Source organism: Vibrio sp. MarTm2 (assembly GCF_027587055.1).
GTDB lineage: Bacteria > Pseudomonadota > Gammaproteobacteria > Enterobacterales > Vibrionaceae > Vibrio > Vibrio sinaloensis_D.
Genome location: NZ_JAPPTK010000010.1, coordinates 107,377 through 122,494, shown reverse-complemented (window position 1 = coordinate 122,494; position 15,118 = coordinate 107,377). Strand labels below are relative to the sequence as shown.

The 15,118-nt window shown below is 47.0% G+C and carries 10 protein-coding genes; 8 read left to right on the top strand and 2 right to left on the bottom strand.

All coding sequences use genetic code 11. The annotated features are described in order from the left end of the window. Nucleotides 1–52: 52 nt before the first annotated feature. Both dksA and sfsA read right to left on the bottom strand, forming a co-directional pair. Entirely contained in the window at nucleotides 53–499 is a 447-nt protein-coding gene (gene dksA / locus OH458_RS17165; protein ID WP_005475686.1) for an RNA polymerase-binding protein DksA, read from the bottom strand. A gap of 137 nt (nucleotides 500–636) precedes the next feature. Further along, nucleotides 637–1,350: a DNA/RNA nuclease SfsA gene (gene sfsA / locus OH458_RS17160; protein ID WP_269979235.1), complete on the bottom strand. Its 714-nt coding sequence runs from the start codon at nucleotides 1,348–1,350 to the stop codon at nucleotides 637–639. A gap of 55 nt (nucleotides 1,351–1,405) precedes the next feature. On the opposite strand from sfsA, the gene hrpB reads away from it, so the two are divergent. The 8 genes from hrpB to OH458_RS17120 all read left to right on the top strand — a co-directional run bounded on the left by hrpB (nucleotide 1,406) and on the right by OH458_RS17120 (nucleotide 14,972). Further along, on the top strand, nucleotides 1,406–3,865 hold the full coding sequence (gene hrpB / locus OH458_RS17155) for an ATP-dependent helicase HrpB (protein ID WP_269979234.1): 2,460 nt from the start codon (nucleotides 1,406–1,408) through the stop codon (nucleotides 3,863–3,865). A 2-nt stretch (nucleotides 3,866–3,867) separates the two neighbouring features. Continuing rightward, nucleotides 3,868–6,234, top strand: coding sequence for a penicillin-binding protein 1B (mrcB, locus tag OH458_RS17150; protein WP_269979233.1), 2,367 nt, complete (start codon nucleotides 3,868–3,870; stop codon nucleotides 6,232–6,234). Between the two features lie 79 nt (nucleotides 6,235–6,313). Further along, complete coding sequence (locus tag OH458_RS17145; protein ID WP_269979262.1) at nucleotides 6,314–8,593, top strand: patatin-like phospholipase family protein; 2,280 nt, start codon at nucleotides 6,314–6,316, stop codon at nucleotides 8,591–8,593. 298 nt (nucleotides 8,594–8,891) lie between these two features. Next, nucleotides 8,892–11,480 carry a bifunctional aconitate hydratase 2/2-methylisocitrate dehydratase gene (gene acnB / locus OH458_RS17140; RefSeq protein WP_269979232.1) on the top strand — a complete coding sequence of 863 codons (2,589 nt, stop codon included), beginning with the start codon at nucleotides 8,892–8,894 and terminating at the stop codon, nucleotides 11,478–11,480. Between the two features lie 150 nt (nucleotides 11,481–11,630). After that, entirely contained in the window at nucleotides 11,631–12,002 is a 372-nt protein-coding gene (locus OH458_RS17135) for a YacL family protein (RefSeq protein WP_038137600.1), read from the top strand. 188 nt (nucleotides 12,003–12,190) lie between these two features. Beyond that, the gene (glnK, locus tag OH458_RS17130) at nucleotides 12,191–12,529 is read left to right on the top strand and encodes a P-II family nitrogen regulator (protein ID WP_038137591.1); all 339 of its coding nucleotides are present in this window, start codon (nucleotides 12,191–12,193) and stop codon (nucleotides 12,527–12,529) included. Nucleotides 12,530–12,564: 35 nt separating this feature from the next. Continuing rightward, entirely contained in the window at nucleotides 12,565–13,794 is a 1,230-nt protein-coding gene (locus OH458_RS17125; protein WP_269979231.1) for an ammonium transporter, read from the top strand. A 161-nt stretch (nucleotides 13,795–13,955) separates the two neighbouring features. Further along, on the top strand, nucleotides 13,956–14,972 hold the full coding sequence (locus OH458_RS17120) for a Fe(3+) ABC transporter substrate-binding protein (RefSeq protein WP_269979230.1): 1,017 nt from the start codon (nucleotides 13,956–13,958) through the stop codon (nucleotides 14,970–14,972). Nucleotides 14,973–15,118 lie beyond the last annotated feature (146 nt).

Sequence of the window (15,118 nt, the reverse complement as noted above, 5' to 3'; positions counted from 1 at the left end):
TAAACCAAAAAGGGAGCGAATGCTCCCTTTATAATTAACAGAATGGAGGTGATTAACCTTGCATTTGTTTCTCTTTGATCTCTGCAAGTGTTTTACAGTCGATACAAAGGTCTGCAGTTGGACGGGCTTCCAAACGACGAATGCCAATCTCAATGCCACAAGAATCACAGAAACCAAACTCATCTTCTTCGATTTTGTTTAGTGTCTTTTCAATCTTCTTGATTAGGCGGCGCTCACGGTCACGGTTTCGAAGTTCAAGGCTGAACTCTTCTTCTTGAGACGCGCGGTCAACTGGATCTGGGAAATTCGCTGCTTCATCCTGCATGTGGTGAACAGTGCGATCAACTTCTTCCCTGAGCTGGTTGCGCCAAGCTGTCAAAATTTTTGTAAAATGAGCCATTTGCTCTGGTGACATGTACTCTTCACCAGCCTTCTCTTGATATGGCTCAACCCCTGCAATGGCTAGGATGCCTAGCGCTTTTTTCTTTGATTCTGGCATGCAGCATCTCCTACTAACACCTAGTCAACTGCGCTCGCAGTTAATTTAAGGCGGGTATCTATAGCAAAAAGAACTTATCGAGGCAAACTCTGAATCGTAAAGTTGTTGTCAATGTGAAGGTGACACCACTTTTTCTGTCAATTGATAAATTCAATTGCGTTGACCAGTTTCATCTCTGAGTTGGAAAGCTTGGCCTTGTAGCACAGGACTTCCACCCCTTGTTCTTGCGCAGTTTTCAGTAATTGTGAATATTTGGCGTCTATATGGTGTGCGGCAGACACTTTTTCAATACCCGAATGTAAAACAGTGAACAAAAGTACCGCTCTATGTCCACTTTGTGCCATTTCTGAGAGTTCTCTCAGATGCTTTTGGCCTCTTGTCGTGACAGCGTCGGGGAAATAACCTTGCCCAGCAAGTTTTTCGTCCAGTAAGGTGACACTCTTAACTTCTATATAGCATTTTGGTTTATTTTCTGAATTGAGCAAGATATCGATTCGACTATTTTCATTGCCATATTTTACTTCTGTTTGAAGTTGATCATACCCTTGCAACTCACAGATGGTACCTGATTGGATAGCTTCTACTGCCAATTGGTTCGCGCGTGCTGTGTTTATACAAATGCGATGCCCTTGTGCTGTTTCGGTCAACTCCCAGCTGTTGGGGTACTTACGTTTAGGGTTGTCGGAAGTGGAATACCACACGGCATTGCCGGGCGTAGCACAACCCGTCATCGCTCCGGTGTTGGCGCAATGAATGGTGCGCTCACTGCCATCAGGCAAGGTAATGTCAGCGAGAAAGCGCTTGTATCGTTGAATAAGTGTGGCAGGTTCTAATGCGGGCTCGAACTTCATTTGGCACTGTTTTTATGTACAATAGTTGCCAACATTACACCACAAGGCTTTCCCATTGTCACAACTGCCTATTGAAGGCGTGATGCCTGAGTTACTCTCGGGTGTTCGCGACTGCGCTCAACTGATCCTCAAAGCGGCCCCCGGCGCGGGTAAATCGACCCATTTCCCCTTACAGCTCGTCAAGCAAGGGGTGATCGCGGGCAAAATCATCATGCTGGAACCAAGAAGGCTGGCGGCGCGTAATATTGCGCGTTATTTGGCTCAGCAGTTGGGCGAGAGTGTTGGCCAGCGAATAGGATATCGAGTTCGTGGCGAAACCAAAGTGAGTGCCGCAACCCAACTAGAGATAGTGACAGAAGGGATCCTAACTCGCATGATTCAGTCGGATCCTGAGTTGAACGGAGTGGATCTCATTCTGTTTGATGAGTTTCATGAACGCAGCATCCATGCCGATACGGCACTTGCGTTTTGTTTAGAGATTCAAGAAGCGCTGCGTGATGATCTTAAGTTAGTGGTGATGTCGGCAACGCTCGATCAAGCGGCGCTGTGTCGATTGCTTCCTGAGGCGCGTTATATCGAATCTCAAGGTCGAAGCTATCCAGTTGAGTTTCGCTATCAGCCTGGGAAAGCCAATGATCGCCTTGAAGAGCTAATGAGCAAGCAAATCGCTAGCTTAATGAATCAAGAGAGCGGCTCTCTGCTTGCATTTTTGCCTGGTGTGGCTGCCATTAAACGCGTGGAAGAAAGGCTTGCGGGCTTGCCTCAAGACATTCAAATTTGCCCCCTTTATGGCCAGTTAAATTTTGCTCAGCAGCAGATGGCGATTCAACCCGCGGAGCCCGGCAAGAGAAAAGTGGTGTTGGCAACCAATATTGCGGAGACCTCGTTGACTATTGAAGGCATACGCTTGGTGGTGGATTCGGGGCTTGAGCGGGTGGCCAAGTTCGACCTAAAAAGTGGCGTAACACGCCTAGAGCAAGTTCGTATTGCCAAATCTTCAGCCGAGCAACGTGCCGGTCGAGCAGGGCGTTTGGAAGCGGGCATTTGTGTGCGCTTATATAGTGAGAGCCAACTCAATCAGCAGCCGGATGTGCCCCCTGCGGAAATTCTTCATTCTGATTTGGCAAACCTAGCGCTTGAGCTCACCCAGTGGGGAGCGCAGGATGTGAATGATTTGCTCTGGCTCGACACTCCGCCAAAAAGTGCCATAGAGCAGGCGCGCTCCCTGTTGAGATCGTTGCATCTGCTAGATGAGAAGGGGCAACTGACCCAAGCAGGATCGCTTGCGGTGACGCTTGGGGTAGAGCCGCGTATTGCCGCGATGCTCTCGACGGCGAAAGCTCACCAATGTATTGATACTGGAGTGATGGTTGCGGCGCTGCTTGAAGAGCCCGAGCGTAATCAAGTCGATTTTTCTCACAGCGTCCATCACTTTAAGCAAAGGAAATATGCCAAGCAACATCTGGTTGAGCAGCGTGCGCGCGCTTTGGCGAAAAAATTATCGGCAGACTTTTCGTTGTCGCGCTGCGATGAATCCTTGGTTGCAGTGCTGTTATCCAGTGCTTTTCCTGATCGCATTGCCAAGGCTCGAGACAATCAAGTCGGACGCTTTCTACTTGCCAATGGCCATGGCGGAGAAATGCGCATGGAAGAAGGGCTATCAAGTTGCGATTATATTGTGGCGATTGAGCTGATGCGCAGCCACTCTGATTCTTCAACTATTTTCTCGGCGATCGAACTCGACATTCATCAACTTGAACAGATGTGTCCAGATGCGTTTATCGATCTGGATGTCGTTGATTGGGATGAACAAAAGGGACGCTTAGTCGCTGAGCGCCAGCAAAAGTTAGGTAAGCTCATTGTTTCAAAAGTGGCCCTTCCAGAGCCATCAAACGAAAAAATGACGCAAGCTTTACTCAATTTTATTCGTCGTAAAGGCTTATCAGTATTAAATTGGACGCCAAAAAGTATCGCGGAGCTAGAGCGATTTCGCTGTGCGGCGGACTGGTTGCCTGAACACAATTGGCCTCAATTATCGGATGCCGCTTTGCTTGAGCAACTCGATGTTTGGTTAGAGCCTTATTTGACGGGAGTGAGCTCGGTCAAAGCTCTTGGGAAAGTGGACGTTCTGGCAGCGTTGACGGCGTTTCTCGGTTGGCCGCTTAATCAAGAGATCGAAGAGTGGCTACCCACACATTACACATTACCGACAGGTACGAAGAAAGCGATTCGCTATCAACAAGGCCAAGAGCCTGTGCTCTCGGTAAAGATGCAAGAAGTCTTTGGTGAGAAAACTTCACCTCAAATCGCTCTTGGTCGAAAGACCATTGTGTTAGAGCTGCTGTCTCCAGCTCAGCGTCCTTTGCAAGTGACGCGGGATCTCGCCAGTTTTTGGCAAGGTGCCTATAAAGAGGTGCAAAAAGAGATGAAAGGGCGTTATCCCAAGCATGTCTGGCCTGACGATCCAGCAACTCATATCGCGACAACTAAGACCAAAAGACAGTTAAAGCAGTAATCATGACCAAGAAAAACACCACCACGAGCAGCAAAGCGAAAACGACCAAAAAGCCCGCTCGCAAGCGTGCCAGTACGACAAAAAAACGCACGCCAAAAGCCAAAGCTCAGCGAACATGGTTGAAAACCTTGTGGGGAATCAGTTGGAAGTTGGGGCTAGCAGGATTGGCCGTTTTACTGTTTGTCGGCATCTATTTAGATAGTGTGGTCAAACAGCGTTTTGAAGGGCAACTGTTTGATTTACCGACAGTGGTTTACGCGCGTATTTTACACTTAACACCCGGAGACGCGATTTCCATTCAAGAAGTGCGTAATGAGTTGGATGTGCTGAATTATCGAAAAGTGCGTCAACCTCGTTATCCCGGTGAGTACTCGTCCTCTTCGACCAAGATAGAGTTAATCCGTCGTCCGTTCGAGTTTACGGATGGACCAGAGCCAGATCGTCATGTGATGCTGCATTTCAATCAAGGCGAGTTAACGCGTATTGAGTCTCTCGAGCAAAAAGGTGACATGGGTTACCTTCGTATTGAGCCAAAAATGCTCGGTATGCTAGAGAAAAATCATGATGAGCAACGACTGTTTTTACGTCGTGACCAGTTCCCTGAAGTGATGGTTGATGCGCTTCTCGTGACAGAAGATCGAAACTTCTACCAACATGATGGTGTATCACCTTTAGCAATTGCGCGGGCATTGGTGGCCAACGTAAAAGCGGGTCGTACAGTACAAGGCGGCTCGACGTTAACGCAACAGCTAGCGAAAAACATCTTCCTTTCTAGCGACCGAACCTTATGGCGTAAAGTTCGTGAAGCCTACATTGCGCTGGTTCTCGATCATCGATACAGCAAAGATCGTATTCTTGAAGCTTATTTAAACGAAGTGTATTTAGGTCAGAGCCGTGGAGAGGCTATCCACGGGTTTGGTTTGGCATCGCGTCTGTATTTTGGTCAGCCCATCCAAGAGCTTCGTATTGACCAGCTTGCGCTGCTAGTCGGTATGGTTAAGGGACCGTCGTATTACAATCCAGTGCGCTTTCCTGAACGAGCAAAAGAACGACGCGATCTCGTCCTGCGCTTGATGATGCAGCAAGGTATCTTGAGTGCCAATCAGTTTGAAATGGCTGCGGATAGACCGCTTGATATCCAAGACAATCCACGTATTGCGAGCCGTCAGCCTGCGTATTTCCAGCAACTTAAAATCGAACTCAACCAAAAAGTCGGTGATGTGTTTCAATCTGATGTCGGTCTGAGAGTGTTTACGTCGCTTGACCCGGTTTCGCAACAAGAGTTAGAAGCAGCCATTGCCAAGAAAGTCCCCGAGCTAAGTAAAGTCGCGGGTAAATCACTGGAGGGCGCGGCGGTTGCAGTGGATCGTCATACCGGTGAAATTCGTGCGATGGTGGGGGGGAAACGGACCGGTTATGATGGATTTAACCGAGCGCTAAATGCCAGTCGACAAATCGGCTCACTGGCCAAACCGGCGGTTTACTTAACGGCCTTAGAGCAGCCAGATAAATATAATCTCGCGACCACTTTGAATGATAAACCGCTGAGCTTAAAAGGCAGCAAAGGCTCCGTTTGGTCCCCTCGCAACTACGATCGAAAATTCCGTGGCGATGTTCCACTCTACATGGCGTTGGCGAAGTCACTCAATGTGCCGACGGTTCAGTTGGGTATGCAGCTTGGCATTCCGAGCGTCGTCGATACGCTAGAAAAACTCGGTGTGGACAGAAACGAAGTGCGTCCGGTGCCTTCGATGTTTTTGGGCTCGTTTACCCTGACACCGTTCCAAGTGGCGCAGATGTATCAAACGCTGACTAACTCAGGGCGTCGCGCTGAGCTTTCGGCACTTCGCTCTGTGGTTGATCTTGATGGACAGGTGCTATTCCAATCACTGCCGCGATCGTCGCAAACGGTCGATCAACAAGCCGCTTGGCTCACCACCTACGCGATGAAGCGCGGAGTTTTGGAAGGCACGGGGCGTTATCTCAATAGTCAATTTGGCTGGGCGGCTCTTGCTGGCAAAACAGGGACCAGTAACGATACTCGCGACAGTTGGTTTGTCGGTGTTGATGGTCGCGAAGTGACGACGATTTGGCTTGGTCGAGACGATAACAAACCAACCAAACTGACAGGCTCAAGTGGCGCGTTGCGAGTGTATGCCGAATACTTGAAGCACCGCATTCCTGAGAAGCTAACACTACCTTGGCCGCAGAATGTTAGCACGGTAGGGTTCGCCAAATCTGCCCAAGGGAACTTGCAACTCGATTGTCAAAACTCGTTCAAATTGCCTATCTGGGATGCAAACGGAAAATTCAAACAACAGTGTGATGATCAACCTGCGCAATGGATAAAAAAACTATTCACATGGTAATCAGTAGGTTATAAGAATAGACTCGATTAACGCTCCATCACTTCATTAGCAAAAGGATTTTAGTGTGAAAAAACTGGCTATGTTGTTATTGGCTGGCTTGTGGTCAGTGTCTGCTTTGGCGCAGTCCGAGTATCAAGACAGCGAACACTCAGAACAGCGCACAAAAGTCGCGGTGGTGTTGGCGGGTGGTGGAGCAAAAGGTGCTGCGCATATTGGTGTCTTAAAGGCTCTGGAAGAGATGCGAGTGCCGGTTGATTTTATTACTGGTACCAGTATGGGCGCATACGTAGGTGGTTTGTACGCCACGGGGATGAGCGCTGATGAAATTGAAAGCTTCATCGATACGGTTGACTGGAACACTGGTTATCGCGACCGCGTGAATCGCAGTGAACGACGGGTGCGAGATAAAGAGTATGAAGACCGCTACCAACTGACCACCGATCTTGGTTTGCGTTGGGGAGAAATGCGGGCTCCGCGTGGTATTGTGCAAGGTCAGGGGATGCTCAAGATTTTGCGCGAAACAACGGGAAACTTACCGCCTTTGGTCTCTTTTGATGATTTAGCCATTCCTTATCGCTCTGTCGCAACCGATATTATCGAGCTGGAACCGGTCATTATCAGCAATGGCTATTTGGTTGATGCCATGATGGCGAGTATGTCGGTCCCAGGAGCACTCCCTCCGTATGAAGTGAATGGTCGCATGTTGGTCGATGGCGGAGTGACTAACAACATGCCCGTAGACGTTGCACGTGAACTTGGCGCAGAGGTTGTGATCGCGGTGGATATCAGCACCGACTACAAAGAAGAAGATGACTTCACTACTTTTCTGACTGTGGCGGATCAGTTGTCCAACTATCTGGTTCGTAGCACGACCAACCGTCAAGCCGAAACCCTCACTGACGAGGATGTGTTTTTACGACCGGATGTGGGTGACATGGAGACCACCGAGTTCGATAAAATGCCCGAAGCCTTTCGCAAAGGCTACCAAGCCGCCATGCAAAATCGTGACTTGATTAAGCGCTACAGTTTATCTTCAGCAGACTATCAAAAATATGTGGATGACAAAGAAGATGCGCGCAGAAATCTTCGTTATGGCGATGAAATAGCCGTCGAAGATATCGTCATTAATAACAACAGTCACTATAGCAAAAAGTTATTGGAAAACCGCTTGGCATTGGAGCCTGGCAACACTTATTCAACGAAAGAGATTGAGCAAAGTGTGCAGGATTTGTATGCGCTCGATCGCTTTGAACTTGTCTCGTATCGTTATGATGAGGTAGACGGTAATGACACTCTGGTCATTGATGTGGATGAAAAATCCTGGGGACCAAACTACGTCAACTTCCGCTTTTTCCTTGAAGATGATTTTAGTACCGACAGTCAGTACTCAATTGGTATGTCGACTAATTTTACCGATTTGAATGTGCATGGGGCCGAGCTTCGAACCAACCTTGAAATGGGTACTGACAAGATGATCGAGGGAGAGTTGTACAGCCCGTTTCTCTCTGGACAGAAGACGTTTACCACATTTAAGTTGGCCTACACCAAAGAAAAGCGCAATGCCCCTTTCACAGGGTTTGAAGACACCTCGTTAGAAGCAACTGAAAACTATTTGCCCGTTTCTTACACCGAATGGGTAGCAGAAGCGGCCATCGGCTATCAGCAAACGCTATGGCGAGAACTAAAGTTTGGTGTCCGATACACCGATGGTGACGGTGAGCTGTCCAGTTTACCTTTATTAGGAGATGTAGAGTTTAAGCGGTTGGGGGCATTTGCCAATTATCGTATAGACACCTTAGACAGCTTTAGTTTGCCCACAGAAGGGATCTATTTAGATCTCAATTATCTGATATCTCGCGATAAAAGTGTTGGAACAACAGAGTTGGTGACCGATCAAACAGTCGAAGACACATCGTATGAGATGAGTGGTGTATTGAAGGCGGCGCGCAGCTTTTCGAGACATACTTTGGTCGCAAATTTGGACATTGGTGTTGTCACCAGTAAAAACTCATCAGTACCGATTGATCCGCGAGAAATCGGCGGTTTCCTGCATTTGTCTGGTATTCCTCGTAATAGTTTGATCGGCCAAAACAAAGCCTTTGGTAGCGTGGTCTATCGATATCGATGGTTTGACAACGATTTTGGCTTGTTTACCTCACCGTTTTATATTGGCGCTTCCGCCGAATACGGTGGTGTCTGGTCTGATCCAGACTTGGACTACAATGACCTGCCTTTGTATATGGCAGGGTCTGTCTTTGCTGGTGTTGACTCACCCGTAGGACCCATTATGTTTGGTTATGGTCGAACCGAAAGAAACTATGATTCTTTCTACCTAATAATTGGCACAACATTTAAGTAAAAACGGGCTAAAGAGATGCACAATTGCGATTCTTAACTTGTGAGAATCAAAGAATTTAGTGCATAAAAATCATAAAACTTTAGTCTTAAGTTGCTATGTTGGTCAAAATGATGAGATTTTAATTTAACGTTAAATTTGCTATTCTACCGCCCACAGTTTGGCCTCTCTGGCGCTGTTTCTCACTCAGAACTGAATGAAAAATATGGCAAGGAGAGCCAAGTTTCCAAGGATGTTCACTCCCTTATATTTTTGAATAAATAGTAATAAGAGGGAGGAACCGCAATGAGAGGAAAAAGTCGTGCTTGAAGCCTACCGTAAACACGTCGCAGAGCGTGCTGCCGAAGGAGTTGTTCCTAAACCACTAGATGCCGAGCAAGTTGCAGGCCTTGTGGAACTTCTTAAAAATCCCCCACAAGGTGAAGAAGCGTTCATTCTTGACCTACTTGAGAATCGCATCCCACCAGGTGTTGACGAAGCGGCTTACGTAAAAGCTGGCTTTCTGACTGCAATCACAAAAGGTGAGGTATCGTCACCACTTGTGAGCAAAGAAAAAGCAGCCGAACTATTAGGCACAATGCAAGGTGGTTACAACATTGAGCCACTCATCGCTCTGTTGGACGATGCAGCCCTAGCACCTATCGCTGTGAAAGCACTATCTCACACGCTACTGATGTTTGATGCCTTCTATGACGTAGAAGAAAAAGCCAAAGCAGGTAATGAATTTGCTCAGCAAGTCCTACAATCTTGGGCAGACGCTGAGTGGTTTACCGCGAAAGAGAAAGTTGCTGAGAAGATCACGGTTAAAGTATTCAAGGTGACCGGTGAAACGAACACCGATGACCTATCGCCTGCACCAGATGCGTGGTCTCGCCCTGATATTCCAGTACACGCGAAAGCGATGCTGAAGATGGAGCGTGAGGGTATTAACCCAGACCAACCAGGCAGTGTTGGCCCAATTAAACAAATTGAAGAACTACAAAAAGACGGCATTCCATTGGCTTACGTTGGTGATGTTGTAGGTACAGGTTCTTCTCGTAAATCTGCGACTAACTCAGTGCTTTGGTTTATGGGTGAAGATATCCCATTCGTACCAAACAAGCGCACTGGTGGTATCTGTCTCGGCGGTAAAATTGCTCCTATCTTCTACAATACAATGGAAGATTCAGGTGCATTACCTATTGAACTGAACGTCCAAGAGATGAACATGGGTGACGTGATCGACATCTACCCATATGAAGGTGTTGTCCGTAAAAATGGCGAAGAAATCTCTAGCTTTGAACTGAGCAAAGTACTGCTTGATGAAGTTCGTGCTGGTGGCCGTATTCCACTGATCATCGGTCGTGGTCTAACAAGCCGTGCTCGTGCATCACTGGGCCTAGAAGAAACAGACTTGTTTGCTAAGCCGGTTGATCCATCTGCATCTGACAAAGGTTACACGCTTGCTCAGAAAATGGTGGGTAAAGCATGTGGTGTTGAAGGCGTGCGTGCAGGTCAGTACTGTGAGCCTAAGATGACAACAGTAGGCTCTCAAGATACAACCGGTCCTATGACTCGTGATGAGCTTAAAGACCTTGCGTGTCTGGGCTTCTCCGCTGATCTTGTAATGCAGTCTTTCTGTCACACGTCTGCGTATCCAAAGCCAGTCGATGTAAACACGCACCACACACTACCTGATTTCATTATGAACCGTGGCGGTGTATCGCTTCGCCCAGGTGATGGTGTGATCCACTCATGGCTAAACCGTATGCTTCTACCGGATACGGTAGGTACCGGTGGTGACTCGCATACTCGTTTCCCTCTCGGTATCTCATTCCCAGCAGGTTCTGGCTTGGTTGCATTCGCAGCGGCGACAGGTGTAATGCCATTGGATATGCCTGAGTCAATTTTGGTGCGCTTTAAAGGTGAAATGCAGCCGGGTATCACGCTACGTGACCTTGTACATGCGATTCCTTACTACGCAATCCAACAAGGTCTATTGACGGTTGAGAAAGCAGGTAAGATCAACGAATTCTCTGGTCGCGTACTGGAAATCGAAGGTGTTGAGCACCTAACCGTAGAGCAAGCATTCGAGCTGTCTGATGCATCAGCAGAGCGTTCTGCAGCTGGCTGTACAGTGAAATTGTCTCAAGAGTCTATTGAAGAATATCTAAACTCAAACATCACTATGCTGAAGTGGATGATCTCGGAAGGTTACGGTGACCGTCGTACTATCGAGCGTCGTATCACGGCGATGGAAGAGTGGTTGGCTAACCCAGAGTTGATGGAAGCAGATGCGGATGCAGAATATGCACACATCATTGAAATCGACTTGGCAGAGATTGATCAGCCGATCCTATGTGCGCCAAACGATCCAGATGACGCTCGTCTTCTGTCTGAGGTTCAAGGCACACAAATTGATGAAGTCTTCATCGGTTCTTGTATGACTAACATTGGTCACTTCCGTGCCGCGGGTAAACTGCTAGAGCAGTGGGGTGGTTCACTCGATACACGTCTATGGGTCGCGCCACCAACGAAGATGGACCGCGATCAATTGACAGAAGAAGGTTACTACGGGATTTACGGCCGCGCTGGTGTTCGTATTGAAACTCCAGGGTGTTCGCTATGTATGGGTAACCAAGCGCGCGTGGCAGACAAAGCAACAGTAATGTCGACATCAACGCGTAACTTCCCGAACCGTTTAGGTACAGGTGCCAATGTTTACCTAGCATCCGCTGAGCTGTCAGCAGTAGGCGCAATTCTAGGTAAGATTCCAACGAAGGAAGAGTACTTGGAATACGCGAAGCAAATCGATGCGACAGCAGCCGACACATACCGCTACTTAAACTTCCACAAAATGGAACAGTACACTAAGAAAGCGGCACAAGTGATCTTCCAAGAGCCAGCATAAATTGAGCTAGCCTTGTAAGTGATTGATAAAAAGCGCTCACCTATCGGTGGGCGTTTTTTATGTTGGGTTCGGTTGCGTCTCTATCGCGTCATCGTTCAGTAGTCTGTATACTGCCGCCCATTATGCAGGCAAGAAGGCAAAAGGCGTGTTATGGAGTTTGAATTCATTCGTAATACTTTAATGGGAGAGTATTACGTTAAGTCGAGCATGGGGCATGAAATTGTCGGTCGTTGGTTGCAAGAAGAAGTTGGCAAGGATTGGGACAAGATAGCTCAAGTTGAACAGTTAACGGACCAAGCTCGGATGGAACCGCAAAAAGAACATCTACTTCTTGGTACTGAGATCAGCGTCAACATTCAGGGAGACGAGGTGATCGTTCAAGAGAATGTACTGACTCATGGTGATGAGATGGAGTCGGGGAGTGAGTTCGATTTTTATGACAGCGAAAGCACAGCAAGTTGTGGTTTGGAAGACTTTGAAGCACTCATCGAACAATGGAAAGAGTTTCTAACCACAAAGTAAATGCACAGCATTGGTGAGGTTTGACCACCTTGCTTTAATATTGGGAAAAGGGCGCACCATATCGGTGCGCCCTTTTTGTATTTCAGCAGCTGATTAAAGTTAAATTTTATAGTAATCAATAAGTTAAAAAGTTGGCACATACCTTGGATTGTATAAGACAAAAGGAAGACAGCTTCAGAGAGGATGCGATGAAACTTATAAATGCGATTATCAAACCGTTCAAATTAGACGATGTACGAGAGGCATTGGCCGATGTCGGTATCGAAGGGATGACAGTATCAGAGGTTAAAGGCTTTGGTCGTCAAAAAGGGCATACAGAGCTCTACCGAGGTGCTGAATATCAAGTGGATTTCTTACCAAAAGTAAAACTCGAGATAGCAACTCAAGCAGAGAATGTCGATCGCGTTATCGAAGCGATATCTAAAGCGGCGCACACTGGAAAAATCGGTGATGGAAAAATCTTTGTATACGACTTGAGCCAAGCGGTACGAATTCGTACTGGCGAAATGGATGCAGAAGCGCTTTAACAGCGACAAGAATTCGAAGGACTGGAGACAATAAGATGGAATTAACGACAACAGTAACGGAACTGCGTTACGCACTAGACACTTTTTTCTTCCTCATTTCAGGTGCGTTGGTCATGTGGATGGCCGCTGGCTTTGCCATGTTAGAAGCAGGCTTAGTACGTTCAAAAAACACCACAGAAATTTTAACTAAGAACATCTGCTTATACGCTATTGCTTGTACCATGTTCTTGCTCGTTGGCTACAACATCATGTACGTTGACAATGGTGAAGGCGGCTGGTTGCCATCGTTTGGTGCATTAATTGGCACTCAAGGTGAAGGGGCGGATCACTCACTAGAATCTGACTTCTTCTTCCAAGTGGTATTCGTTGCGACAGCCATGTCAGTTGTGTCAGGTGCGGTTGCCGAGCGCATGAAGCTTTGGTCATTCCTTATCTTCTCGGCAGTGCTAACGGCATTTATCTACCCAATGGAAGGTTACTGGACTTGGGGCGGTGGTTTCCTATCAGAGGCTGGCTTTAGTGACTTTGCTGGTTCGGGTATTGTTCATATGGCGGGTGCAGCAGCAGCGTTAGCCGGTGTTCTATTGCTAGGAGCTCGTAAAGGTAAATATGGTAAAAACGGTGAAATCTACCCGATTCCTGGTTCAAACATGCCGCTTGCGACTTTGGGTACCTTCATCCTTTGGTTCGGTTGGTTTGGTTTCAACGGCGGCTCTCAACTGATGGTGTCAGACTTCGAGAACGCAACAGCAGTCGGTCAAATCTTCTTGAACACTAATGCAGCCGCCGCAGCCGGTGCCATTGCAGCACTACTTGTCTGTAAAACGACTTGGGGTAAAGCTGATCTCACAATGATTCTTAACGGTGCGTTGGCGGGTCTTGTGGCTATCACAGCAGACCCTCTATCGCCTTCACCGCTGTACGCAGTGGCAATTGGTGCGGTATCTGGTGCACTCGTGGTGTTTAGCATCATCGCTCTTGATAAGCTTAAGATTGACGATCCAGTAGGTGCTATCTCTGTGCACGGTGTCTGTGGTTTCTTCGGCTTAATGGTAGTTCCACTCAGCAATAGCGATGCTACTTTCGGAGCTCAACTATTCGGTGCGGCAGTTATTTTTGCTTGGGTATTCGGTGCGAGCCTTGCGGTTTGGGCGGTACTAAAATCGACCATCGGTATCCGTGTTTCAGAAGATGAAGAGATGGAAGGTATGGATATGCATGACTGTGGTGTTGGCGCTTACCCAGAATTTGTCACGGTTAAGTAAGAGCTCTAAATGTGAAGTAACAAATACTTACAAATAAAACTATCAAAAACCTGCTCTGATGAGCAGGTTTTTTTGTTACGTATCATTGTTTTCTAAATTATGATGAATATAATAACGCAACTGATAAACGTTATCATTACGAATACTAAAGGATTGAACCGATGAAAAAACTGCTAACTCTTTCAGCATTAGCATGTGCAACAATTGCACCTTCAGCAGCAATGGCAGCAGAAGAAGTGAACGTATACTCTTACCGTCAGCCGTTCCTAGTTGAGCCGATGTTCAACGAGTTCACGAAAGAGACTGGTATCAAAGTAAACGTGAAGTTTGCTAAGAAAGGTCTAGCAGAGAAATTGGTTCAAGAAGGCGAGTACAGCCCTGCTGACGTTATTCTTACGGTTGATATCAGCCGCCTAGCGGAGCTAACTAAAAAAGATCTTGTTCAAGCAGTGCAAAGTGACGTTCTAGAAAAGAACATTCCTGCACAATACCAAGACACTGAAAACGAGTGGTTCGCACTGACAACTCGTACGCGCAGCGTCTACTCTTCACGTGACCGTGTTGGTCGACTAGGTGAAGAGTTCAACTATTCAGATCTAGCTAAGCCTGAATTCAAAGGTAAAATCTGTACTCGTAGCGGTAAGCACCCATACAATGTATCTCTAGTGTCTTCAATGATTGCTCACAAAGGTGAAGCGGAGACAAAAGAGTGGCTAGAAGGCGTTAAAGCAAACTTAGCACGTAAGCCTCAAGGTAATGACCGTGCACAAGTTAAAGCTATCAAAGAAGGTCTATGTGACGTTTCTCTTGGTAACAGCTACTACCTAGGTAAGATGGTGAATGACGCTGAGCAAAAAGCGTGGGCAGATGCAGTTTACATCAACTTCCCGAACCAGAAGACAACAGGCACTCACGTAAACATCTCTGGTATGGCGATGGCTAAGTACTCTCCAAATAAAGAGAACGCAGTGAAGCTGATGGAATTCCTATCTGGTGACAAAGCGCAAAGCATGTACGCAGAAGTAAACTACGAGTACCCAGTTAAAGAAGGTGTTAAACGCTCTGAGCTAGTAGCATCTTGGGGTGACTTCAAAGCAGATACAATTTCTCTAGACGAGATCGCTGATCATCACGAAGCAGCAATCAAACTTCTAGACGAAGTTAAATTCGACCTTTAATAGTCATTTAGCGGGTCAATAAATCTCGCTAGAATACAGCCTCAAGTCGCTCTTTTATCAGGGTTACTTGAGGTTGTTTGTTTTTATGGGTATAACTACCCCTAAACTATTAAAGGGATATGAGATGTATTTGCAACTGCATTTAT

Excerpts from the sequence above, each read along its gene's own strand:
- OH458_RS17135 (WP_038137600.1), top strand. The coding sequence starts at position 11,631 with ATGGAGTTTGAATTCATTCGTAATACTTTAATGGGAGAGTATTACGTT.
- OH458_RS17145 (WP_269979262.1), top strand. The coding sequence starts at position 6,314 with ATGTTGTTATTGGCTGGCTTGTGGTCAGTGTCTGCTTTGGCGCAGTCC.
- OH458_RS17120 (WP_269979230.1), top strand. The coding sequence starts at position 13,956 with ATGAAAAAACTGCTAACTCTTTCAGCATTAGCATGTGCAACAATTGCA.
- glnK (WP_038137591.1), top strand. The coding sequence starts at position 12,191 with ATGAAACTTATAAATGCGATTATCAAACCGTTCAAATTAGACGATGTA.
- dksA (WP_005475686.1), bottom strand. The coding sequence starts at position 499 with ATGCCAGAATCAAAGAAAAAAGCGCTAGGCATCCTAGCCATTGCAGGG.
- sfsA (WP_269979235.1), bottom strand. The coding sequence starts at position 1,350 with ATGAAGTTCGAGCCCGCATTAGAACCTGCCACACTTATTCAACGATAC.
- OH458_RS17125 (WP_269979231.1), top strand. The coding sequence starts at position 12,565 with ATGGAATTAACGACAACAGTAACGGAACTGCGTTACGCACTAGACACT.
- mrcB (WP_269979233.1), top strand. The coding sequence starts at position 3,868 with ATGACCAAGAAAAACACCACCACGAGCAGCAAAGCGAAAACGACCAAA.